The 22,917-nt window shown below is 72.3% G+C and carries 23 protein-coding genes; 16 read left to right on the top strand and 7 right to left on the bottom strand.

Going from position 1 to position 22,917, the window contains the following annotated elements; translation table 11 throughout:
- Positions 1-55: 55 nt before the first annotated feature.
- Positions 56-883 carry an NUDIX hydrolase gene (locus tag HS041_RS05705; protein ID WP_196439436.1) on the top strand — a complete coding sequence of 276 codons (828 nt, stop codon included), beginning with the start codon at positions 56-58 and terminating at the stop codon, positions 881-883.
- 52 nt (positions 884-935) lie between these two features.
- Positions 936-1,760 carry an MBL fold metallo-hydrolase gene (locus HS041_RS05710; protein ID WP_196439437.1) on the top strand — a complete coding sequence of 275 codons (825 nt, stop codon included), beginning with the start codon at positions 936-938 and terminating at the stop codon, positions 1,758-1,760.
- On the opposite strand, the gene HS041_RS05715 is transcribed toward HS041_RS05710, so the two are convergent.
- Positions 1,723-2,403, bottom strand: a complete 681-nt coding sequence (locus tag HS041_RS05715; protein ID WP_374058827.1) for a Crp/Fnr family transcriptional regulator — start codon at positions 2,401-2,403, stop codon at positions 1,723-1,725. The two genes, HS041_RS05710 and HS041_RS05715, sit on opposite strands and share 38 nt — an antisense overlap.
- Before the next feature lie 174 nt (positions 2,404-2,577).
- On the opposite strand from HS041_RS05715, the gene nth reads away from it, so the two are divergent.
- The 3 genes from nth (at position 2,578) to HS041_RS05730 (ending at position 5,340) form a co-directional block, all read left to right on the top strand.
- Entirely contained in the window at positions 2,578-3,297 is a 720-nt protein-coding gene (gene nth / locus HS041_RS05720; protein ID WP_196439438.1) for an endonuclease III, read from the top strand.
- A gap of 95 nt (positions 3,298-3,392) precedes the next feature.
- A complete protein-coding gene (locus HS041_RS05725; protein ID WP_196439439.1) occupies positions 3,393-4,037 on the top strand; it encodes an NUDIX hydrolase in 645 nt (214 codons plus the stop codon).
- Between the two features lie 109 nt (positions 4,038-4,146).
- Entirely contained in the window at positions 4,147-5,340 is a 1,194-nt protein-coding gene (locus HS041_RS05730) for a MarP family serine protease (RefSeq protein ID WP_196439440.1), read from the top strand.
- A 22-nt stretch (positions 5,341-5,362) separates the two neighbouring features.
- On the opposite strand, the gene HS041_RS05735 is transcribed toward HS041_RS05730, so the two are convergent.
- From HS041_RS05735 to acs, 5 genes are all read right to left on the bottom strand, one after another.
- Complete coding sequence (locus tag HS041_RS05735) at positions 5,363-5,869, bottom strand: DUF309 domain-containing protein (RefSeq protein ID WP_196439441.1); 507 nt, start codon at positions 5,867-5,869, stop codon at positions 5,363-5,365.
- Entirely contained in the window at positions 5,866-6,789 is a 924-nt protein-coding gene (locus HS041_RS05740; protein ID WP_196439442.1) for an alpha/beta fold hydrolase, read from the bottom strand. The genes HS041_RS05735 and HS041_RS05740 overlap by 4 nt, the downstream gene beginning before the upstream one ends.
- Positions 6,786-7,262 (bottom strand): phage holin family protein, encoded by a 477-nt coding sequence (locus tag HS041_RS05745; RefSeq protein ID WP_196439443.1) that lies wholly within the window; start codon positions 7,260-7,262, stop codon positions 6,786-6,788. Before HS041_RS05745 ends, HS041_RS05740 begins: the two co-directional genes overlap by 4 nt.
- A gap of 10 nt (positions 7,263-7,272) precedes the next feature.
- Positions 7,273-7,629, bottom strand: coding sequence for a Na+/H+ antiporter NhaA (locus HS041_RS05750; protein WP_196439444.1), 357 nt, complete (start codon positions 7,627-7,629; stop codon positions 7,273-7,275).
- A 148-nt stretch (positions 7,630-7,777) separates the two neighbouring features.
- The gene (gene acs, locus HS041_RS05755) at positions 7,778-9,763 is read right to left on the bottom strand and encodes an acetate--CoA ligase (RefSeq protein ID WP_196439445.1); all 1,986 of its coding nucleotides are present in this window, start codon (positions 9,761-9,763) and stop codon (positions 7,778-7,780) included.
- 330 nt (positions 9,764-10,093) lie between these two features.
- On the opposite strand from acs, the gene HS041_RS05760 reads away from it, so the two are divergent.
- The 9 genes from HS041_RS05760 (at position 10,094) to HS041_RS05800 (ending at position 19,023) form a co-directional block, all read left to right on the top strand.
- Positions 10,094-10,867 carry a Fic family protein gene (locus tag HS041_RS05760; RefSeq protein ID WP_196439446.1) on the top strand — a complete coding sequence of 258 codons (774 nt, stop codon included), beginning with the start codon at positions 10,094-10,096 and terminating at the stop codon, positions 10,865-10,867.
- Between the two features lie 936 nt (positions 10,868-11,803).
- Complete coding sequence (gene ssd, locus HS041_RS05765) at positions 11,804-12,871, top strand: septum site-determining protein Ssd (protein WP_196439447.1); 1,068 nt, start codon at positions 11,804-11,806, stop codon at positions 12,869-12,871.
- Positions 12,868-14,058, top strand: a complete 1,191-nt coding sequence (locus HS041_RS05770) for a TadA family conjugal transfer-associated ATPase (protein WP_196439448.1) — start codon at positions 12,868-12,870, stop codon at positions 14,056-14,058. The genes ssd and HS041_RS05770 overlap by 4 nt, the downstream gene beginning before the upstream one ends.
- A complete protein-coding gene (locus HS041_RS05775) occupies positions 14,055-14,759 on the top strand; it encodes a type II secretion system F family protein (RefSeq protein ID WP_196439449.1) in 705 nt (234 codons plus the stop codon). Before HS041_RS05770 ends, HS041_RS05775 begins: the two co-directional genes overlap by 4 nt.
- Positions 14,760-14,787: 28 nt before the next feature.
- Positions 14,788-15,603 (top strand): type II secretion system F family protein, encoded by an 816-nt coding sequence (locus HS041_RS05780; RefSeq protein WP_230878438.1) that lies wholly within the window; start codon positions 14,788-14,790, stop codon positions 15,601-15,603.
- A 141-nt stretch (positions 15,604-15,744) separates the two neighbouring features.
- Positions 15,745-15,981: a DUF4244 domain-containing protein gene (locus tag HS041_RS39175; RefSeq protein ID WP_196439450.1), complete on the top strand. Its 237-nt coding sequence runs from the start codon at positions 15,745-15,747 to the stop codon at positions 15,979-15,981.
- A gap of 182 nt (positions 15,982-16,163) precedes the next feature.
- Positions 16,164-16,526: a TadE family type IV pilus minor pilin gene (locus HS041_RS05790; protein ID WP_307845185.1), complete on the top strand. Its 363-nt coding sequence runs from the start codon at positions 16,164-16,166 to the stop codon at positions 16,524-16,526.
- The gene (locus tag HS041_RS05795) at positions 16,523-16,930 is read left to right on the top strand and encodes an Rv3654c family TadE-like protein (protein ID WP_307845186.1); all 408 of its coding nucleotides are present in this window, start codon (positions 16,523-16,525) and stop codon (positions 16,928-16,930) included. The genes HS041_RS05790 and HS041_RS05795 overlap by 4 nt, the downstream gene beginning before the upstream one ends.
- 341 nt (positions 16,931-17,271) lie before the next feature.
- Positions 17,272-19,023 carry a phage tail protein gene (locus HS041_RS05800; protein ID WP_196439452.1) on the top strand — a complete coding sequence of 584 codons (1,752 nt, stop codon included), beginning with the start codon at positions 17,272-17,274 and terminating at the stop codon, positions 19,021-19,023.
- Between the two features lie 52 nt (positions 19,024-19,075).
- Here the strand turns inward: HS041_RS05800 and HS041_RS05805 are convergent, their stop codons facing one another.
- Positions 19,076-21,379 (bottom strand): DEAD/DEAH box helicase, encoded by a 2,304-nt coding sequence (locus HS041_RS05805; RefSeq protein ID WP_196439453.1) that lies wholly within the window; start codon positions 21,377-21,379, stop codon positions 19,076-19,078.
- A 196-nt stretch (positions 21,380-21,575) separates the two neighbouring features.
- Here HS041_RS05805 and HS041_RS05810 point away from each other — a divergent pair, with 196 nt between their 5' ends.
- Positions 21,576-21,926 carry an STAS domain-containing protein gene (locus HS041_RS05810; RefSeq protein WP_030916965.1) on the top strand — a complete coding sequence of 117 codons (351 nt, stop codon included), beginning with the start codon at positions 21,576-21,578 and terminating at the stop codon, positions 21,924-21,926.
- A gap of 2 nt (positions 21,927-21,928) precedes the next feature.
- On the top strand, positions 21,929-22,381 hold the full coding sequence (locus HS041_RS05815) for an ATP-binding protein (RefSeq protein WP_196439454.1): 453 nt from the start codon (positions 21,929-21,931) through the stop codon (positions 22,379-22,381).
- The last annotated feature ends 536 nt before the right edge of the window (positions 22,382-22,917 follow it).

Consider the following 22,917-nt stretch of genomic DNA (forward strand, 5'->3'; position numbering starts at 1 on the left):
CCGTACCACATGATGGACCCGGAAACCGAGTTATGTTCGGGTGAAAGGTTCGGATATGGGTGGAATTCCGCTCCCGGGGGAGTTCGGCGAGCGTGCGCGCGACATTCTGGCCGGGCGGGTGAAGCCCGTCCCGGCCAGGGATGCCGCCACCGTGGCCGTCCTCCGCGAGGGCGTCAAGGTCTACCTGCTCCGGAGGAAGGCGAGCATGGCCTTCGCGGCGGGGGCCTACGTCTTCCCCGGCGGCTCGGTGGACCCGCGGGACACCGACCACGCGATCGCCTGGACCGGGCCCTCGCCGGCCAGATGGGGTGAGGTCTTCGGCGCCGACGAGAAGACCGCGCGGGGCCTGGTCTGCGCGGCCGTACGCGAGACGTTCGAGGAGTCGGGCGTGCTGCTCGCCGGGCCGTCACCGGAGTCCGTCGTGGCCGACACCACCGGCGACGACTGGGAGGCCGACCGGCTCGCGCTGATCGGCCGGAGCCTCTCCTTCGCCGACTTCCTGGACAAGCGCGGCCTGGTCCTCCGCGCCGACCTGCTGCGCCCCTGGGCGCACTGGATCACCCCCGAGGTCGAGGCCAAGCGGTTCGACACCCGGTTCTTCGTCGCCGCGCTCCCGCCCGGCCAGCGCACCCGCGACGTCGGCGGCGAGGCCGACCAGGTGGCCTGGATACGGCCGGCGGAGGCGGTCGAGCAGGCCAAGGCCGGCCAGATCTTCCTGATGCCGCCGACCTACCGGACCCTGAAAGAGCTGGCCTCCTACGAGAAGGTCGCCGACGTGCTGGAGACCGAGCGGGAGATCGTCACCTTGATGCCGAGGATCGCCGAGGTGGACGGCGAGATGCACATCGTGCTCGACGACGACTACAGGTTCGGCGCGGCGTGAGCGGGCGGAGCGGTGGGCGCGGAGTGCCCGGGCCGCCGGACGAGGGGACCGCATGAGCGGGCTGCGGATTCCGCTGGAGGGGCCGGACGGGGCGGGCACGCCGCACACGCTCAACCTGCTCGCCCCGAACCCGTCGCCGATGACCCTGGACGGCACCAACACCTGGGTGGTCGGGCAGGGCGAGGAGGTGCTGGTCGTCGACCCCGGGCCTGACGACGAGGGGCACCTGGCCCGGGTCGCGGGGCACCTGCGGGACCGCAGGGTCGTCGCGATCCTGCTCACCCACGGTCACCACGACCACAGCGGGGGCGCCCGGGCCTTCGCCGGCCTGGTCGGAGCGCCGGTGCGGGCGCTGGACCCGCGGCACCGGCTCGGCGACGAGGGGCTCGCCGACGGCGACGTGGTCGTCGCGGGCGGGGTCGAGCTCCACGTGGTCGGCACGCCCGGCCACTCGTTCGACTCGCTCTGCTTCTGGCTGCCGGAGGACCGGGCGATGCTCACCGGGGACACCGTGCTCGGCCGGGGCACCACCGTGATCGCCCCGGACGGCGACCTGGCCGACTATCTCCGTTCCCTGGACCGGCTGCGCGCCACCGCCGAGCGGGTCGGAGCCGAAGCGCTGCTGCCCGGTCACGGCCCGGTGCTGCCGGACCCGATCGCCGCCCTGGACGGGTACGTCGCGCACCGCAGGCAGCGCCTGGACCAGATCCGGCGGGCGCGCGGGCAGGGCGCCGCCACGCCGCTGGAGATCGTCGAGATCGTCTACGCGGACGTGGACCGCTCGCTCTGGCCCGCGGCCGAGATGTCGGTCCGGGCCCAGCTGGAGTATCTCGACGGGCTCAGCGCGAACGGTTGTGCAGGCGCTCCATGTCCATGATGACCACGGCCTTGGCCTCGATGCGCAACCAGCCGCGCTGGGCGAAGTCGGCCAGGGCCTTGTTCACGGTCTCGCGCGAGGCCCCGACCAGCTGAGCCAGCTCCTCCTGGGTGAGGTCGTGGTGGACCCGGACGCCGTCGTCGACCTTCTGGCCGAACCGGTCGGCCAGGTCGATCAGGGCCTTGGCGACCCGTCCGGGAACGTCGGTGAAGACCAGGTCGGCCAGCACGTCGTTGGTACGGCGCAGCCGCTGGGCCAGGGCGCGCAGCAGGTGCAGGGCGACCTCGGGGCGGCCGGTCAGCCAGGGGCGCAGGTCGTCGTGGCCGAGCCCGGCGAGCCGGACGTCGGTCAGGGCGATGGCGGAGGCCGTACGGGGACGGGGGTCGAACAGCGACAGCTCACCGAACATCTCGCTCGGGCCGAGCACGCTGAGCAGGTTCTCCCGGCCGTCGGGCGCGGTCCTGGAGAGCTTGATCTTGCCTTCGAGAACGACGTAGAGCCGGTCGCCGGTCTCGTTCTCGCTGAAGAGGGTCTGTCCCTTGGAGAGCCGGACCTCGGAGATGCTCGTGCGCAGGGCGGCCGCGCTCTCGCGGTCGAGCGCGGCGAAGAGAGGGGCCTTGCCCAGCACGTCTTCGGTGTTCACGATGCCTCCTTGTTCACGGCTCACCCATCGTCGGCCGGTTCGCCGCACTCGTGTGGTGCTGTCACGAACGCCGCATTCTTCGTCTCCGGTATCCGCAACAGCCATTGTGACCTATCCCACCGCCCGCCCTCCAAGGGCCCCGTGGGAACGGACGGGTGCGCATAGGCTGTCGGGATGCCCCGTGAAGACAGTCCGGCGGGCGAGTCCCGGCTGGCGCTGGTCCGCCGCGCCCGGCGGATGGACCGGATCCTGGCGGAGACCTACCCCGACGCCCACTGCGAGCTCGACTTCGGCGACCCGCTCCAGTTGCTCGTCGCCACGATCCTGTCCGCCCAGTGCACTGACAAGCGGGTCAACATGGTCACACCCGCGCTTTTTGCGAAATATCAGTCCGCAGAAGACTACGCCGGGGCGAACCGGGCCGAGCTGGAGGGGATCATCCGGTCCACCGGGTTCTTCCGGGCCAAGGCCAACAGCATCATCGGCATGGCCCAGACCCTGTGCGAGCGCTACGGCGGAGAGGTCCCGGGAAAGCTGAAAGATCTGGTGACGCTGCCGGGCGTCGGCCGCAAGACCGCCAACGTGGTCCTCGGCAACGCGTTCGGCGTCCCCGGGATCACCGTGGACACCCACTTCCAGCGGCTCACCCGGCGCTTCGGCTGGACCGCGGAGACGGACCCGGTCAAGATCGAGCACGTCGTCGGCGAGTTGATCCCGAGGCGGGAGTGGACGATGATGTCCCACCGCCTGATCTGGCACGGCCGCCGCATCTGCCACGCGCGCAGGCCCGCCTGCGGCGCCTGCCCGCTGGCCGCCCTCTGCCCGTCGTACGGCACCGGCCCCGCCGACCCTGCGGAGGCCGCGAAACTGGTCCGTCCCGGCCCCTTCTCGTAGTGGGCCCGATACCGGCCGGACCAACGGATTCGGGACCCGGTGGCCGGGAAGCACGGGCGGGCGGTGCCGCGTTGGAGAGGATCGGAGGTGTGGCCGTGGAAGTGCCTGGATGGTTGGAGACGCTGGCCGAGCGGGCCGCGAGGGCGAAGGTCCCCGCGGAGCTGCGCCCGCCCCGGTCCGGAGGGCGTCCGGCCGCGGTGCTGCTGCTGTTCGGGGAGGGGCCGCTCGGTCCCGACGTGCTGCTGATCCAGCGCAGCTCGCGCGGGCGGCGGCACGCCGGGCAGCCGGCCTTCCCCGGTGGAGGAGTCGACCCCACCGACGACGGCCCGATCGCCGCCGCGCTGCGCGAGGCGGAGGAGGAGACCGGCCTCGACCCGGCCGGCGTCCACGTGGTCGGCACGATGCCCGAGCTGTACGTCTGGCGCAGCGACAACCGGGTGACCCCGGTCATCGGCTGGTGGCACACCCCTTCGGCCGTGCACGCCGCCTCGCCCGACGAGGTGGAGGCGGTGGAGCGGGTCCCGGTCGCCGAGCTGGTCGATCCGGCCAACCGGCTCAGGCTGCGCCACCCGAGCGGCTACTCCGGGCCCGCCTTCCGGGTGCGGAACCTGCTGGTGTGGGGGTTCACCGCGGGCGTGCTCGACGGGGTGCTCGCCGACTCCGGTTTCGCGCGCCCCTGGGACACCTCACGGGTCGAGGACCTCCCCCCCGACGTCCTGAACCTCGCCGCTCGCGGATAGGCGGAGCCGCCCGGCGGCCGCCACCGGACAGGCCCGGCCGGTCACGAAAACCGCACGCGGCCAGGAGAAGGGATGCACGCGAGAGGCGGCGACTGGATACCTTTAAGGGGTGAGCGGTGATCTCCTCGACCTTATCCTGATCGCGCTGATGGTGGCCTTCGCCGTGTCGGGATACCGGCAGGGGTTCATCATCGGCGCCATGAGCTTCGTCGGGTTCGTCGGCGGCGTGCTGCTGGGCGTCTTCATCGCCCCCCCGATCGCCGAGGCCGTCATCGACGGCAACACCGAGCGGGCGCTGCTCGCCATCGTGATCGTGTTCCTCACCGCGATCATCAGCCAGTTCGCGTCCTCGACGATCGGCGCGGTGGTCCGCAGCCACGTCACCTGGGAGCCGGCGAAGGTCGTCGACGCGGTCGGCGGCACGTTCGCCAGCGCCCTGGCGGTGCTGATCGTCGCCTGGTTCATCGGCTCGCTGTTCGTCTCCTCACCGTTCACGCTGATCAGCGAGCAGGTCAACAGGTCGCTGCTGCTGGGCGCCGTCGACCAGGCGATCCCGCAGGCGGCCAAGGACATCCAGAAGCCGATCAAGAACTTCATCGACACCTCGGGCTTCCCCCAGGTGTTCGAGAACATCGGGTCCGCCCAGTTCGTCGACGTGCCCCCGCCCGACCGGAGCACCTCCAAGACCCCGCAACTGGAGCGGGCCCGCCGGGGCATCGTCAAGGTCCAGGGGGTCGCGACGAGCTGCCGCAGGCACATCGAGGGCACCGGGTTCGTCTACGCGCAGAACAAGATCATGACCAACGCCCACGTGGTCGCCGGGGTCAACCAGGATCTCGAGGTCGTCGACTACCGCAACAACGTCCATCCGGCCAAGGTCGTGCTCTACAACCCCGACCGGGACATCGCGATCCTGCACGTCTCCGGCCTGGACCTGCCGATCCTCCGGTTCGACGGCACCGCCAAGAAGGGCGACGACGCGATCGTGGCGGGCTTCCCGCACGGGGAGGGCTACACCCTCGACCCCTCCCGCATCCGGATCCGCCAGCGGGCGGTGGGCTCCGACATCTACGAGAGCAAGACCGTCAACCGCGACGTCTACTCGATTCGCGGCCGGGTCCGCCCGGGCAACTCCGGCGGGCCGCTGCTCACCCCCGACGGCCGGGTCTACGGGGTGGTCTTCGCCGCCGCGCTCGACCAGCGGGAGACCGGCTACGTCCTCACCGCCGGCGAGGTCGCCCCGGACGCCGAGGACGGCTCCCGGCTGTTCAACCGGGTGGACACCCAGCAGTGCGACCTGTGACCTCCGCGGCGGGGGATGCGCGTCAGAGCAGGGCCCTGATCTTCGCGATCGCCGCCGCCGCGTCCTGACCGCCCGGCTCCCGGGCGGCCAGCTCCCGGGCGGCCAGGGCGACCGTTTCGTACGGCGCGCCGTACCGGTCGATCCTGTCGGCGCCGCGTGCCAGCAGGGCTGAGGCGCCGCGCGGATTGCCGCGCTGGAGATGGGTGAGGCCGACGCAGATCTGCGCCAGCCCCTGCCACAGCTCGCGCTCCTCGGCCGGGCCGGTCTTCCAGCGGGCCTCCAGCACCTCGTGCGCGTGGAAGGGCCGCTCCTCGCCGAGCAGGCGGCGCGCCTCGGCGAGGGCCTCCGCGGAATCCGGGGCGTAGTCGTCGGGAACGCGCTCCACGCCCTCGGCCCCGTGCGGCAGCGGGCGGCCGAACGCGTCGCGGGGGCGCTGGTTGCGGGCCCGCCCTTCCGGATCGCGGTCCCTGGGGACCGGACGGGTGCCGCCGGCGCCGTCCGCGCGGGTGCCGGGTTCGCCGGGGGTCACCGGTCGGGCTCCTCGTCGGCGAGCCAGCCGATCAGCTCGGCGTCGAAGGCCTCGGGCCGTTCCTCGTGCGGGAAGTGCCCGGCGCCCTCGACCAGCCGCCAGCGGTAGGGGGCGGTCACGTAGCGGCCGGATCCCTGGGCGGTGCGCGGCAGCATGTGCCCGTCGAGCGCGCCGTGCAACTGCAGCGTGGGCGTCTCGATCTCCGCGTGCATGGTCCTGGCGTAGCGCAACCCGTCCGGGCGGAGCTGGGAGCGGGCGAACCAGCGGTGGTACTCCAGCGCGCAGTGCGAGACGTTGGGGACGCGGAAAGCCTCGCGGTAGGTCTGCGACACCTCCTCCTCCGGCCACCCGGGTCCCGACCACTCCCGCAGGAACCTGCCGACCAGGGCGGCGCCGTCGGCGGTCAGCCGGCGCTCGGGCAGGATCGGCAGCTGGAAGCCGAGCGCGTGGCCGCTCGCCCGGAGCTGGCCGAACAGGTCGGAGCGCAGGGCCGAGCGCAGCCGGAGCGGGTGCGGGGCCGAGACCGGGACCAGCCGCCGGACCGCCTTGGGGTCCAGCACGGCCATCGTCCAGGCCACCAGGCCGCCCCAGTCGTGGCCGACGACGACGGCGCCGGTCTCGCCCAGCGCGCGGATCAGCCCGGCGGCGTCGGCCGCCAGGGCGGGCAGGTCGTAGCCGCGCGGCGGCTTGTCGCTCCCGCCGTAGCCGCGAAGGTCGACGGCCACGGCGCGGTATCCCGCCGCGGGCAGGGAGACGAGCTGGTGGCGCCAGCTCCACCAGAACTGGGGGAAGCCGTGCAGCAGCAGCACGAGCGGGCCCTCGCCGGCCTCCACGACGTGGAAGCGGGTGCCGCGGGCGTGCACGGAGCGGTGGGTCCACGGGCCCTCGGCCCGGATCACGGACTCCTCGGACTGGTTCACTTCTCTGGTCTCACCGACTCTCGGTGTGAGCCGAGCCGACCGGCGGTGGGCGGCGCGGGGACGGCGGCGGGGGCGAGTTCGCTCTCACCGCTCTTGAGGTGCTTCAGCGAACGGATCGTCCGCTTCATTCCGGTCAGGCCCTTGAACCGCCGAGCGCCGATGAAGATCAGCAGGCCGGCGAGGATCACGTAGAAACCGGTGACGGCGCCGAAGGCCGCGACCTCCGGCCAGTCGAACAGGGCCACCAGTGCGTAGGCGATGACGAAGGAGATGAGGATCAGGCACAGGTGGGCGATGAACGCCGCGGCGGCGAACAGCCCCACCGCCATGCCGACCCGCTTGGCGTCGAACCTGAACTCGGCCTTGGCCAGCTCGATCTCGGCGCGGACCAGGGTGGAGATCTGGCCGCTGGCCGCGGCGACCAGCGCGCCCAGCGACTCCTGCTGCGGCTCCGTGGCCGGATTCTGCGTCATGAACGGTCTCCTATCGAGCGCGGGTGACAACATCATCCTGCGCGTTGAGGTGTTTGCGCACGCGCACCCCGAGCAGGACCGAGGCGATGAGGCTTGACGCGGGCACGCCGGTGGTCACCGCGGCCGCCCTCTCACGATCATCGCCGAAGGCGAGACCGCCGATGGGCAGTGACACGGTGAACCCGACCCCGGCCAGTATCGACACCGCGGCCGTGTCCCGCCAGTGCGGTTCGTCCGACAGTCTGGCCAGGCCGGGCCGTACGGCCGGCCACGCCCCGCCGAGGACGCCGGGGAACTTTCCTGCGACCAGACCGGCGATCACACCGGGGACGACCCGGTCATCGGGGCCGCCGGGAATGGGGATCATGGGGCCGGGGGCTACCCCGGCGGCGGCTCCCTGAACACCGCCGAGCTCCACGGGGCGCCGGAAGAGGGACCGCCGGGCATGCGGCCGACCGGCGGAACGCGAAAGGGCGCGGACCCGCGGGTCCGCGCCCTTGTCCGGCGATCGGTGGTCAGTCCTCGCTCTTGGCGCTGGGCAGCTTCTCGGAGATGAGGTTCATCACCGTGCTGTCGGCCAGCGTGGTGACGTCGCCGACGCTGCGGTTCTCCGCGACGTCACGGAGGAGGCGGCGCATGATCTTGCCCGAACGGGTCTTCGGCAGTTCGGGGACGACCAGGATCTGCCGGGGCTTGGCGATCGGGCCGAGCGTCTTGGCCACGTGGGCACGCAGCTCGGCGGCGATGTCCTCGCCCTCCTCCGCGCTGCCGCGCAGGATCACGAACGAGACGATGGCCTGGCCGGTCACCGGGTCGGTCGCGCCGACCACGGCCGCCTCGGCGACCTTCGGGTGGGAGACCAGCGCCGACTCCACCTCGGTGGTGGAGATGTTGTGGCCCGAGACGAGCATGACGTCGTCGACCCGGCCGAGCAGCCAGAGGTCGCCGTCCTCGTCCCGCTTGGCGCCGTCACCGGCGAAGTACATCCCCTCGAAACGGGACCAGTAGGTGTCGATGTAACGCTGGTCGTCACCCCAGATCGTGCGGAGCATCGACGGCCACGGATCGCGGATCGCCAGGAACCCCCCGCCGCCGTTGCCGACGCTCTCGCCCTGGTCGTCGACCACGTCGGCGGTGATGCCGGGCAGGGGGCGCATGGCCGCACCGGGCTTGCCGCTGGTCACGCCGGGGAGCGGGCTGATCATGATGGCGCCGGTCTCGGTCTGCCACCAGGTGTCCACCACGGGGGTGCGGTTCCCGCCGATGTGCTCGCGGTACCAGACGTAGGCCTCGGGGTTGATCGGCTCGCCGACGCTGCCCAGGATGCGCAGGGACGACATGTCGTACTTGGCGGGGATGTCGTCGCCCCACTTCATGAACGTGCGGATCGCCGTCGGCGCGGTGTAGAGGATCGTGACCTCGTACTTCTGCACGATCTCCCAGAACCGGCCGCGGTGCGGGGTGTCCGGGGTGCCTTCGTAGATGACGCTGGTCGCACCGTTGGCGAGCGGGCCGTACACGATGTAGGAGTGACCGGTCACCCAGCCGATGTCGGCGGTGCACCAGTAGATGTCGGTCTCCGGCTTGAGGTCGAAGACCGCGTGGTGGGTGTAGGCGGCCTGGGTGAGATAGCCGCCCGTGGTGTGCAGGATGCCCTTGGGCCTACCGGTCGTGCCGCTGGTGTAGAGGATGTAGAGCGGGTGCTCGGCGTCGTGCGGGACCGGCGCGTGCTCGGCGCTCTGTCCGTCCACCAGGTCGTGCCACCAGACGTCCTTGTCGGTCCAGTCCACCTCCTGGCCGGTCCGCCGGACCACGAGCACGCGCTCGATGCCGGGGCACTCCTTGACCGCCTCGTCCACGGTCGGCTTGAGCGCGCTGGGCGCGCCGCGGCGGTAGCCGCCGTCGGCGGTGACCACGAGCTTGGCGTCGGCGTCCTTGATCCGGCCGCTGAGCGCGCTCGCGGAGAACCCGCCGAAGACCACCGAGTGGATCGCGCCGATGCGGGCGCAGGCGAGCATCGTGATTGGCAGCTCGGGGATCATCGGCATGTAGATCGCGACCCGGTCGCCCTTGCCGACCCCCAGCGCGGTCAGCGCGTTCGCCGCCTTGCAGACCTCTCTCTGCAGGTCGGCGTAGGTGATCGTACGGCTGTCGCCTTCGGGCTCGCCCTCCCAGTGGTAGGCGACCTTCTCGCCCAGCCCCGCCTCGACGTGGCGGTCGACGCAGTTGTAGGCCACGTTCAGCTCGCCGCCGACGAACCACTTGGCGAAGGGCGGGTTCCATTCGAGGACGGTGTCCCAGCGCGTGGACCAGCTCAGCCGGTCCGCCTGCTTCTCCCAGAACGCGAGGCGGTCGGCCTCGGCCTCGGTGTAGTCCTGCGCGGTCACGTTCGCGGCCGCGGCCAGCTCGGCAGGAGGGGCGAACCGCCGGGTCTCGTGCAGCAGGTTCGACAGCGTCTCCTGGGTCTCACGCGGTTCGGAACCAGGGGTCTCCGGGGCCACTACGCACTCCTTCTCGTACTGCCTGTCAGCTTTGGATGTGTCCCACTTCACCAGCCCGGAGGGGCCCGCCACAAGAGGTCTAGACAGGTCTGTACCAATCGGTGATGCGAGACATGTGACGCGGCATCATTCCTGACGCTCAGTAGTCATCACGGCAGAAACGTTGCGATTCCGACACCATAGAAATGTGGAAGGCGTTATTCCAGGGCATCTGGTACGGCGGTGCGCCGGATGGCCTGATGCGTTCGGTGAACGGTCCGGCGGTCATTTCCCCGGCGGATTCCACGGCGGCGTCGGGAGCCTGGTGACCGGCCGGTAGGGTCGGGGAACGTGAGCGACCCATTGGCTGCCATCGCCGACCTGCCGGGAGTGCCGGAGGCGGTGGCCGACATGCGCAAGGCCGTGGACCGCCTCTACGGACATCGCGTTCTGCGGCGCAAGAGCCCGGAGGTGTCGGCCAGGTCCGCCCTGCGCGGGGCCCGGGCGTCGGCCGCGCTGGACGGCGTGGACGTCCCGCTCGAGGCCATCCCCGAGGCCACCGATCCCGTCGTCCAGGGCGCGCTGCGGGTCTCCGCCGAGCTGGGACGGCTGGGGCCGACCTGGCGTACGGCGCCCCGCCAGGTGCTGGCCAGGCTCCACACGCTGGCCGCCGCCGGTCTGACCGAGGACCTCGGCCGCCCCCGGACCTCCGCCGCGGCGCCCGATCTCCTCGGGCTGGGTCCCGCGCCAGGACCCGAGGCGACCGTGGCGCGGGTGGACGGGCTGGTCGGCCTGGTGACGGGGGAGTCCAAGGCCCCCGCGCTGGTGCTCGCCGCCATCGTGCACGCCGAGCTGGCCGTGCTGCGGCCGTTCGGCTCGGCGGACGGGGTCGTCGCACGGGCGGCGGAGCGGCTGACGCTGGTGGAGTTCGGGCTGGACCCGAAGTCGCTGTCCGCGGTGGAACTGGGCCACCTGGAACTCGGGGCGGCCTACGGTGAGAGCCTGAGGGCCTACCTGACCGGCACTCCCGACGGGGTCGCGACCTGGGTGCGGCACTGCGCCTCGGCGGTCGTGCTCGGGGTGCGGGAGGCCACGGCGATCTGCGAGGCCATGCAGCGCGGCTGACCCGTGAGGCGGTCGATCCCTCCCGCGGCCGGGTCCGGCGGCGAGGGCGTCGCCGGCGTGGGCGCGGGGTGCTGCGGGCGACCGGCGCTCCCGGCGGGGACGCCGGTCCGGCGCGTCTCGGGGGTGCGGCAGCCGAAGGGGAATTACGGACACCTCGTGAGCACAAAGCGGACGGCGCCCCAACAAGGGGGCGCCGTCACCGACACGTCTCATCGGGTTACCAAGCGTGCACCTGTATTCGTCGGACGGGACAAGCCCGTTTCGACGCGCCTCCCGCGGCTGGTCGCGCGTGGGTGCCCGATGGCCGTGCCCGGACACTAGGTCCGTGCAACCTTTGTACGACGAATCCGGGCTGATGGGAACCCCTGGGACCAAGACCTTTACGGATTGAGGAACATTCCCGGACAAGTCATCCCGAATGCCGCACGGCCGTACGGCATCGGTCTGCGTGACGATCAAGGGCACTCAGGATGATCACAGTCTGTGATCGGCGGGCCGCCGGTCCGGGCGCTGTCGGCTTCCCCGCCCGGATGGCGATGGTCTGCGCTCCCCATGGTGGCCAGATCGTTATTCGAAAAAAAACCGGCGAAAACCGGGGATTACTCCTCGACTAAATCCAGGTCATGGGGCAGCATACGGTTGTATCTCCACGAGTCGGGGTATTGCGCGCGGTCCGCTTTGCCGGTCCCTTGCCACACGCGACTCATCTGTTGAAAGCTTTCTTCTGAAACGGGACCGGCTCTACCCCCCCGGAGCCGGACCGGTCGGCGACCCCCGCTCTCCCCCCCCAGCGGGGGTCGCCATTCACTTCTCCACAGGCCGCTTCTCCACAGGCGGACCGGCGGGTGGCCCGGTCGTCCACAGAGTGCCGCTCGGCGCCCCGGCGAGGGCGGCTCCTCCCGAAAGGTTGGTCTCCCACGCTTTCGGGAGGCACCCTTGGACCGCCCTCTGGTCATCACCGAAGACCACGACCTGCTCGACGACCTGCTCCGCGTCGCCGCCGCCGCCGGGGCGGAGCTCGATGTGGCCCATGCGCCCGCGCACGCCCGGCCCTACTGGACCCGCGCCCCGATGGTCGTCGTCGGCAGCGACGTGGCCGACGCCCTGGCGGCGACCGGGCCGCCGCCTCGTCATCGGGTCATGCTGGTCACGCGCACTCCGGGCGATCCCGATGCCTGGCGGCGGTGCGTCGCGGTCGGGGCCCAGGCCGTGCTGGAACTGCCCTCCGCCGAACGACAGCTGGTCGACGAGTTCGCCGACGCCGTGGAGCCCGCGGTGAGGGCCGGTCTCGTCGTCTGCGTCGTCGGCGGGCGGGGCGGGGCCGGAGCCAGCGTCCTCGCCGCGTCGCTCGCGTTGACCGCCTCGCGCAGGAGCCTGCGCACCCTCCTCGTCGACGCCGATCCGCTCGGCGGCGGCCTCGACCTCCTGCTGGGTCAGGAGGAGGCCGAGGGCGCTCGCTGGTCCGACCTGGTCGCCCGGGAGGGCAGGGTCAGCTTCACCGCGCTCCGGGCGGCTCTTCCCAGCGTCTCCGGGCTGACCCTGCTCTCCTTCCACCGGGGCGGTGCCGAGGCCATCCCGGCCGAGGCGATGCGTTCGGTCCTCGACGCGGGCCGGCGCGGTTTCGACCTCGTGGTCGCCGACCTGCCCCGCCATCCCGATCCCGCCGCGGCGGAGGCGCTGGGCCGTGCCGCCGTCACCCTTCTGGTGGTGACCGCCGACGTGCGCGGCGTGCTCGCCGCGGCCCAGGTGCTCACCGGGCTGCGGGAGCACACCGGTGAGATCCGGGCGGCCGTCCGCACGGGCGTCCTGGACGAGGAGGTGGTCTCCGCCTCCCTCGGAGTCCGGTGCGCCGGAACCCTGCCCGACCAGCCCCGGCTCGCCTCCGCTCTGAACCGCGGCGACATCCCCCCACTCGGCCGCCGGACTCCGCTGGGCCGGTTCTGCGGAGCATTCCTGAGCTCCGTTCCCGGGGCCGCGCCATCGCCGTCCGGGACCGGGAGGTGAGCCGGTCCGTGCCGGGCGGTGCGGTCTCCCCCGACCTCGTCGAAGCGGTCCGGGTGCGGCTGGGGCGGACCGGGGTCGAGCCCAGCGCCGCGCATGTCGCCGCCGCGCTCCGGGCCGAGCGGGCGGTGCTGGGCGACGCGGAGGTCCTGGCGGTGGCCCGTGCCCTCTGCGCCGACCTGATCGGCGCGGGTCCGCTGGAGCCGCTGCTGGCGGAGGCCGAGATCACCGATGTGCTGGTGAACGGCCCGCGTGAAGTGTGGGTCGAGGACGGCCTGGGCCTGCGCCGGACCTCGGTGACCTTCCCCGACGAGGACGCGGTCAGACGGCTCGCCCAGCGCCTGGCCGCGGCGGCGGGCAGGCGTCTCGACGACGCCAGCCCCTACGTGGACGCCAGGCTCGCCGGCGGCGTCCGGCTGCACGCCGTGCTGCCCCCGGTGGCCCCCGGCGGCACCTGTCTGTCGTTGCGGCTCCCGCCGCGCCGCACGTTCGCGCTCCCCGAACTGGTCGAGACGGGCATGATCAGGACCGACGCGGTCCCGGTGCTCACCGCGGTGGTCGAGTCGAGGCTCTCCTTCCTCGTCTCGGGCGGCACCGGCACCGGCAAGACGACGCTCCTGTCGAGTCTGCTCTCCCTGGCAGGGTCCGGGGAGCGCCTCCTTCTCGTGGAGGACTCCGCCGAACTGAGGCCCCTGCACCCTCATGTGGTGCGGCTGGAGTCCCGCCCGGCCAACCTGGAAGGAGCCGGCGGCGTGGGCCTGCGCGACCTCGTCCGCCAGGCGTTGCGCATGCGCCCGGACCGTCTCGTCGTCGGGGAGGTCAGAGGCGCCGAGGTCGTCGATCTCCTGGCCGCCCTCAACACCGGCCACGAGGGCGGCTGCGGCACCCTGCACGCCAACGCGGCGGCCGACGTGCCGCCTCGCCTGGAGGCTCTGGCCTGCGCCGCCGGGCTCAGCCGGGAGGCGGTCCACAGCCAGATCGCCGCGGCGCTGGACGTCGTCATCCACCTCGCCCGCGACCAGGCCGACGGCCGCCGCCGGGTAGCCGAGATCTGCATGATGATCCGCCGCGCCTCGGGCCTGGTCGAGGCCGAACCGGCGCTCACCTTCCCCCCGGACGGTTCCGCGGTCCCGGGTCCGGGCCTGGCCGCGCTCGTCGCCCGCGCCCCCGGCGCCCGCGTGCGGCCATGATGGTGACGGCCGCCCTCCTCGCCCTGCTGGCGGTCTGGTTGTGGACGGGGCCCGATCCGGGGACGCTCCGGCTGGAGCGGTTGCTGGGGAACGGCCGTGCGAAGGCGCCCCCTCCTCGAAGGTGGCCGAGCCTCTCCTCCTTGCCGTCCCGGCGGGCGGAGGCGTGGCGGGCGGCCTCCGCGGAGCTGTGCCAGGGGCTCGCCGCCGAGCTGGCCGGGGGGCGCACCGCGAGCGAAGCGCTGATCCGGGCCGTGCGGACGGCGGCCTTTCCCGACCCGGTGGCGTTCCGTCCCGTGATCGCGGCGGCGAGGGACGGGGGTGACGTCCCCGCGGCACTGCTGGCCGCGGCTCCGGAGCGGGGAGGCGAGGGGCTTCGCCGACTGGCGGCGTGCTGGCGGGCGAGCGTTACCGCCGGAGGAGGGCTCTCGATCCTCGTCGACCGTGTGGCCGCCTCTCTCCGGGAGGCCGAGGCCCACCGGCGGGACGTCGCCACCCAACTCGCCGGGGCCCGTGCGACCGCCCGCCTGCTCGCCGGACTGCCGGTGCTGGGCCTGCTGATGGCCGCAGGGCTCGGCATGCGCCCCTTCAGCTTCCTTTTCGGCGGTCCGGCGGGTGCGGCCTGCCTGGTGGCGGGGGTCGCGCTCGACGGCTGCGGCCTGTGGTGGACCCACTGCCTGGTCACTCGGGCCGAACAGACCTGAGGACCGGGTTCCCCCTCTGGAGGAGTTCATGGACACATCGCCGGCCGGTGTGCTGGCCGTACTGCTCGCCGGGGCCGCCGCATGGCTGTGGGCGTCCTCCGGCGACCCCGCCCGCAGGCTCCGCAGGGCAGGGCCGCACCCTCCGATCACGGCGAGACCGCGCGGACCTGGCCGGACAGCGCCGTACAGAACCGCGCAGGGTGGCGCGGTGACCGGGGCGGCCGGGGGCGCCGGTGGAGCGCGGCCCGGCAGGAGGGAGACCGCGATCGCGGCCGTCACGGGATTGACGCTCTTCCTCGCGATGGGCGACGTCGCCGGGATCGTGGCGGGCGTGATCGGGTCCGTGGCCGTGCCGCTGATCCTCCGGAGGAGAGAGCCCCCGGCGCTGCGCCGGGAACGCGAACGGGTCACCGCGGACCTGCCGCTGGCGGCCGACCTCATGGTGGCCTGTCTGCGCGCCGGGCAGCCGATCACCGGGGCCCTCGACGTCACCTCTCAGGCGATCGGCGGACCGCTCGGAGACCGCCTCGCGTGGGTGAGCGGGCAGCTGAAGCTGGGAGCCGACCCCGAGAGCGCATGGTCCGCTCTCGCAGCCGGGCGCGAACTCGCCCCGATCGCCCGCACCATGAGCCGGGCCGCGCTCAGCGGCGCTCCCGTGGCCGACGTGCTGGCCCGGGTGGCCGACGACTCCCGGCACGCGGCCCGAGCATTGTCGGCAGCCGCGGCCCGCCGGGTCGGCATCCGGGCCGTCGCGCCACTGGGGTTGTGCTTCCTGCCCGCCTTCGTGCTCCTGGGCATCGTTCCCGTCGTGGCCGGTCTCGCCGGAGAGATCTTGCTTCCATAGGTTATCCACAGGACTGACGGCTTCGCGGAAAGTTATCCACAGAACGCCGCTCATATCCACAGGGTCATGTGCCCGTCAGGAAATCTGGTCCGACCGGTGCCGGGCACAGGGGCCCGGCGCTGACCGCAAGGAGGAGAAACGATGGCTGGATCGAGCACCGACGGTCTCCGGCGTGCCCTGCCGGGGTGGTGGCGGAGCCGCTGGACCCGGTTGACCGCCGGTCCAGGACGGGAGCGTGGCATGTCCACCGCTGAATACGCCGTGGGCACGATCGCCGCCTGCGCGTTCGCCGCCCTGCTCTTCAAGGTCGTGACCAGTCCGGAGGTGCAGGAGATGATCACTGGCCTCATCAACCGGGCGCTGAACGTGGCGGGGTGAGCCGGGTGATCCGTCCGCGCGGACCGGCGAGCCGGTCGCACGCGCCCCGCCCCTCCCTCGGACCGGTGATCCGGCCATGGGCCCCGCGCCCCTCCTGGAGATCACCGGCTTCTTCGCCGGTTCTCCGCTCCTTCCTGGGACGGGCGACTCGTCCATCGGGCCCGTGCTTCTCGCGGGGGTCGGTGACCGCGGAGACCGTGGCGGTGCTGCCCGCTCTCGTGGTGGTGCTGGCCGCCGGCCTGTGGGCGGTGGCGGCCGTGGAGGCTCAGCTGGAGTGTGTCGACGCGGCCAGGGCGGGGGCGCGGGCGGCGTCCAGAGGAGATCCTCTGGATCTCGTGCGAAGCGGTGTCCTCGCCGTTGCCCCGGCGGGAGCCCGTGTGGAGGTGGTCAAAGACGGTGAGCGCGTCCGAGTGGAGGTCTCCGCGGGAGTCAGGCCCCGCTGGGGCGGAGCCCTTCCGGCGGTGACCGTCCGCTCGGCCGCCGTCTCCGTGCTCGAGCCGGGCGAGGGACGGCCGCCCACGGGACAGCCCGGCGGGGAGCGGTGAGGCCGTTGCGGGGCGGGGGAGACCGGGGTTCGGCGACGATCTGGATGATCGGGATATCAGCGGTGATCTTCACTGCGGCGGTGGCGGTGGTGTTCGCCGGCACCGCCAGGGTGGCGCGTCACCGGGTGCAGGCCGCCGCCGACCTCGGCGCGCTCGCCGCGGCCCGGCTGGCCTTCGCCGATCCCGCTCGCGGATGCGCCGAGGCGGCTTCACTCGTGGTGGACAACGGAGCCAGGCTCATGCGATGCGCCGTCGGCGATGACGGCATCGTCGTCGTCGGGGCAGTCGCCCGGTTCTCCCTGCCGATGGTGGGCGGGCGGGAGGTGGCGGCATACGCGCGGGCCGGGCCCGTTCACATCGACGGCCCGCCGGATGAGGCTGTGGCCGGGGAGGACGGACGCTGACGGGCGGGGTCGGCCCGGGCGCTCGCGTTTTCGCCCCGCGGAAGCCCGGGATGGTCACCCGAAAGGCAAGGTCGCAATCAAATCACGACTTCTTGGACGACATGTCCAAGAGCTGGCCGTCTCTCATAAGGTTCCACTTACCTTCCGCCCCCGCAGTCCCGCGCTCGGGACCCGGGAAGGCGGGCCGCGCGCCGTCCGGCCGGGCTCCCTCGGTGGCAGGTCCGTTCGCGGAAGCGGGGCCGGGAGGTCCGGGCCGGTGAGAGCCGGTCCGGAGGACTGGCGCGTCCGGGCGCTCGTGATGGGCGGCCGGGGGCGGGCGGCTCTCGACGAAGGGAAACGTCGTGACGACGGTTCGCAGGGTGGTCGCCGCGGCGGCGATCGCGCCCATCGTGTCCATGTCCGCGGTGCTCGCCTCGGCGGGTCCGGCACAAGCCCAGGCACGCCTGGACATGCCGTCACGGGTCACTTCCGGCCAGGGAGTGACGATCTCCGGGAAAGTCGACTTCGCGTTCGACGCCATCCTCTACGTCAACGGCCAGGAGGTCGCCAAGGGCGACCACAGCGTCACCTACACCTGGGATCCCGGCGACCGCCCGAACGGCAGCTACGAGATCAAACTCGTCCAGCGCGGCAAACTGCTGGGGAGCAAGTGGGACGAGACCTCCGAGACTCTCGTCCAGGCGGTTCCCCCGGCCACCCCCGGCGGGGTCGCCGTCCGCCTGCAGGGAGACCAGGCCGTGGTGACCTGGGACAAGGGCTCCGAGCCCGATCTGCGGGGCTACGAGATCTCCACGAGCCAGACCGGCAGGGTCGGCGGCGTGCAGGCGGACAGCGCGTGCGGCGGCGGCTCGTGCAAGGCGACCCTGGCCGTTCCCGCCAAGGCCGCCGGTCAGCGGATCGGGTTCACGGTGCAGGCGCTGCGGAGTGACGGCGGTGGGGGGACCCTGGCCTCCGGCCAGTCCGCCGCCGCCACGGTGAGCATCCCCGCCAAAGCGCCGCAGGCCACGGACACCGAGAAGAGCGGCACGTCCCGGCAGGGCACGGGCAAGAGCACCGGAACCCGGCAGGGCGACCAGAGCGGCGGCAAGAAGAACGACCGGCAGAGCGGGGTCGAGAGCCTGCCCCAGCTGCCGCCGAAGAAGCCGACGGCGGCGCCGACCCGGCCGCCGAGGACGGCGGTCGTTCCGACGAAGGTGCCCAAGCTCCCCAAGGAGGTCCGGGAGGACACCGCGCCCTCCACGGCCGGGCCGGGAACCGGGAACAACTCCCGGGACGACGCCGGGAACGACCGCGGAGGCGGCGGGGAGGACACGGCGCCACCGCTCGACCCGCAGACCGCAGGGACCGGCACGGATGTCGCGCCGGCAGTGAACACCACCATCACGGCGCGGTCGGCCGAGTCACCGGCCGGCGGGGTGAGCCAGGGACTCTCCATCGCGGGCGGACTGATCCTGCTGATCCTCGGCGCGCACTTCGGCGCCTGGCTCCGCCGCAAGAAGCCGGCCGCGGTCCCCGGCGGCTCCGCGGCCATGCCTGCGGACAGGAGTCCCCGTGACGGTTCCGCGCTCCGTGACGGTTCCGCGCCGCGGGACGGTGGAGACCTCCCTCCCGCGGCCGGCACGGCCCCGGTGGCCGCGCGCCGTCCCGCGGTCATCCTCGCGGTGTCCAAGACTCCTCATATCCAGCCGGCACCGGAGAAACCCTCCGCCGCCCGCCCCGGGCCCGCGGCTCCCCCGCCGGAGGCGGGAGGGACGCTCCTCCCGTCCTCGCCGGTGGGCGCGCACACTGCGGACCGCCCGCTCCCTCCGTCCTCGCCGGCCCCGCTGCACACGGTGGATCAGCCGGTGAGCGCCGTGCGCGCCGACTCCATGCGGCTGGCGCTGCCCGCTGCGGCCCCGATCGCCGAAGTGAGCGTCGTCACGCCGGTAGCGGTCCGAGCCGGTGACCGCTGGGACGACTACCTCCCGCCCGCACCCCGCTCCATGGAGGACAGCGGGTTCTGGGAGCGGCCGCAGCCCGGCGCGGCGGACTTCTGGGCCGCAGACGAGGACGACTCCGCATACGCGCGCCGTCATCACCCCGAGGGCGGCTGACCGGCGGCGTGGGGAGGCCGGCCCGAGGAGCCGGCCGGCCCGGAGAACGAGGTCAGCCGGGATCGAGGGAGAGCAGCACGGCCAGCAGCCGGAGCGCCCCGGCCTTGTCCAGTGGTTCGTTGCCGTTGCCGCACTTGGGCGACTGGATGCACGAGGGGCAGCCTCGCTCGCACTCGCAGGAGGCGATGGCCTCCCGCGTGGCGGTGAGCCAGTCGAGGGCGCGGGCGTAGCCGCGCTCTGCGAAGCCCGCGCCGCCCTCGTGGCCGTCGTAGACGAAGACGGTGAGCAGGCCGGTGTCGGCGTGGAGCTCGGTGGAGACACCACCGATGTCCCAGCGGTCGCAGGTCGCGAAGAGCGGGAGCAGGCCGATGGAGGCGTGCTCGGCCGCGTGCGCCGCCCCGCCCAGGTCAAGCCCCTCCTCGGCCAGGGACGTGACCGCCGGGGCGGGCAGGGTCCACCAGACCGCCCGGGTGCGCAGCGTGCGCGGGGGCAGGTCGAGGTCCTCGTCTCCGAGCGGTTCGCCGCTCTGCAGACGGCGTTTGAGATAGGACACGACCTGGCGGGTGACCTCCACCGAGCCGAAGTGGAGCTCTCCCGGTCCGAGCGGTCGGGAACGGAGGGACTCCAGGACGGAGATCTCGGTGACGTCCCTGGCGAAGGTCGTGTAGTCGGGTGTGCCCGCCTCGACCAGGGCCACCCCCGCCTCCAGGTCGAGCTCCTCCACCATGAAGGTCTCTCCCCGGTGGAGGTAGACGGCACCGGTGTGCACGGTCGTGTGCGAGGCGGCCTCGTCCACGGTGCCCAGCAAGCGCCCGGTGGACGACTCGACGACCTGGACCGGCGAGCCGCCGGCGCCCCGGATGTCGGTGAGGTCGACGGCCCGCTCCCGCCTGGTCCAGAACCACCCCGCGGGGCGCTGCCTGAGCAGGCCCTCGCCGACCAGCCCGGTGAGCACGTCCTTGGCGGCGGGGCCGAAGACCTCCAGGTCGTCCTCGGTGAGGGGGACCTCGGCGGCCGCCGCGCACAGATGCGGCCCGAGGACGTACGGATTGTCGGGGTCGAGGACGATCGCCTCGACCGGACGGCCGAACAGGGCTTCGGGGTGATGGACCAGATAGGTGTCGAGAGGGTCGTCCCTGGCGATCAGCACCGCCAGGGCGTCCTGCCCGGCCCGGCCCGCCCGCCCCGCCTGCTGCCAGAGCGACGCGCGGGTCCCCGGCCAGCCGGCGATGAGTACGGCGTCCAGCCCTGACACGTCGACGCCGAGCTCCAGGGCGTTGGTCGTGGCCAGCCCGAGGAGGTCTCCGGAGCGCAGCGCCTTCTCCAGTTCCCGGCGCTCCTCCGCCAGGTAGCCGGCGCGATAGGCATCTACTTTGTCCTCTATCTCCCCTGGGAGGCCCGCGTCGGCGGCGAGGTCGGAGAGCCTGGCCCGCGTGGAGAGCGCCACGGACTCGGCGGCACGGCGCGAACGCACGAAGGCGAGGGTGCGCACATCGGCCAGGACGAGGTCGGCGAGGAGGTCCGCGGCCTCGGCCGTGGCGGGACGGCGCAGGGGAGCGCCGCGCTCGCCCCTCAGGTCGGTCAAGGGCGGCTCCCAGAGGGCAAAGGTGACTGCTCCCCGGGGAGAGGCGTCCGTGGTCACCTCGGCCATCTGGAGGCCTGTCAGGCGCATCGCGAAGGCCTTGGGCTCGCTGGCGGTCGCGGAGGAGAGAAGGAAGACCGGGCGGGAGCCGTACCGGTGGCAGATCCGGCGCAGGCGGCGCAGGATCTGCGCCACATGGGAGCCGAAGACGCCGCGGTAGCCGTGGCACTCGTCCACCACGACCATGCGCAGGCGTCGCCAGAAGGATGACCAGCGGGAGTGACGCGGCAGAAGCGTGCGGTGCAGCATGTCGGGATTTGTCAGGATGTAGTTGGCGTGTTGCCGGACCCAGTCCCGCTCCTCGAACGGGGTGTCGCCGTCGAAGGTCGCCGCGCGGAGTTCGGGCACGCCGAGCGCCTGCAGGGCGCGGAGCTGGTCGGCGGCCAGGGCCTTGGTGGGCGTCAGGTAGAGGACCGTGCCGCCGTCGAGGACCGAGGTGATCGCGGGGACCTGGTAGGCCAGGGACTTCCCGGAGGCGGTGCCGGTGGCGATGATCACGTTTTGGCCACGGTGGACCAGCTCGGCGGTCTCGGCCTGGTGGGGCCAGAGGCCCTGGACGCCCTGGTTCGCCCAGCGCGTAACCAGCGGTTCCGCGACCCATTCCGGCCACCGGACTTGACCGGCCTGACGTGCTGGAACATGCTCCACATGAGTGACGCGCTCCCGACGTGCGGGAACACCGAGCAGACAGGCCAAGGAGGGGCTGGGGCGCATCGGTGAGGAAGAGGACGGACTCACTGGTTTTCAGTCTCGTATCTCTGGGCAGAGTCGCCGGGAATCGTGATTTCGTATAGACACTGAGCGTACGCATGGTTGAATGCCGCGCGTCGGGGCTTGTCGTCGCGGGACCGTCAGGTCCCAGAAGTCACGCCCGAATCGGTACTTTCGCAGGCAAGGCGCTGGAGGATCTGTGGATCTGAAGTTGGACCACCATTCCGAGGATCGTCTCACCATCGTCGAGGTCGAGGGTGAGATCGATGTCTACACCGCGCCCAGGTTGCGTGAGCTCTTGATCGACCTCGTCAACAAGGGCAACTTCCATCTTCTCGTCAACATGGAGAAGGTCGACTTCCTCGACTCCACGGGTCTGGGCGTCCTGGTCGGCGGGCTCAAGCGGGTCCGGGCGCACGACGGCTCCCTGGAACTCGTGTGCACCCAGGAGCGCATCCTGAAGATCTTCCGGATCACCGGTCTGACCAAGGTCTTCGGTATCTACGCCTCGGTCGACGAGGCCAAGGAAGCGCACGGTCGAGACAAGTAGTCATGGCTACCGTCGAGCTGACGTTCAGCGCCCTTCCCGCCCACGTGCGTACGGCACGCCTGCTCGCCACGGCGATCGCACGGCGCACCGGGGTGGAGGAGTCGTTGCTGGACGAGGTACGGCTCGCCGTCGGTGAGGCCTGTTCCCGGGCGGTCGAGGCGCATCGCCTCCACTGCCCGGGAGAGCCGATCCGCATCGAGCTGTGCGACGACTCGGGGCGGTTCGAGGTGATCGTCACGGACTCCGCCCCCAGTGACGAGCTGGACCGCGGGCCGGTGCTCGGCACACCGAGCTTCGAGGACCTGCTCGGTCAGGGGTCCGGCACGCTGATGTCCGGGTTCGGAATCGCGGTCATCGCGGGATTGGCCGACGACGTCGAGGTCTACCCGAGCCAGAAGGGCATGCGCATCCGCATGAGCTGGCCCGCCGCGGCGGGCGGGCTGTCCCCCGTCTGACCCCCTTCCGCCGGCTGGGCGGTCTCCCGGCCGGGCCGGCCCCGGCGAGTGCCGCGGTCCTTCCGCGACGCGGGCCCGAGGCTGCGCCGTACCCGCGTGGCGGGCAACGGCGAGCGGCCCGGGACGCGGGTCTTCCATGCTTCCTGCGGCCGGGCACGCCCATGAGGGCGTGCCCGGCCGCCCGCGCGGACAGCCTTCCGGACGACTTCTTCCCCGGATACACACGAGCCGAAATATGGGCGGAATAGAAGTTTAGATGTCCGAAGTGCTGGCCTAAATGCCACTAAAGGAGACCGGCTGTCCGGGGATTAGCGGACACGTCATTAATTGGACGCGTGCAGAGGCTTCATATCCGCGTCGTCGCTGCGTAGACTCCCGGCACCGGCCAAGGTTTGTCCTTCGGAACGGGCCGTAAAAGGCCTGATTGCGGGGGAAGTCTGCGGACGTAACCGGAAGCGGCACTGCCAACCACCCGGATGTGCGCCGCAGCCCGCCGACCCACCTATCGCAGCGCACTCCGGGCAGGACGTGATCCC

The organism is Planomonospora sp. ID67723, assembly GCF_015711605.1.
GTDB lineage: Bacteria > Actinomycetota > Actinomycetes > Streptosporangiales > Streptosporangiaceae > Planomonospora_A.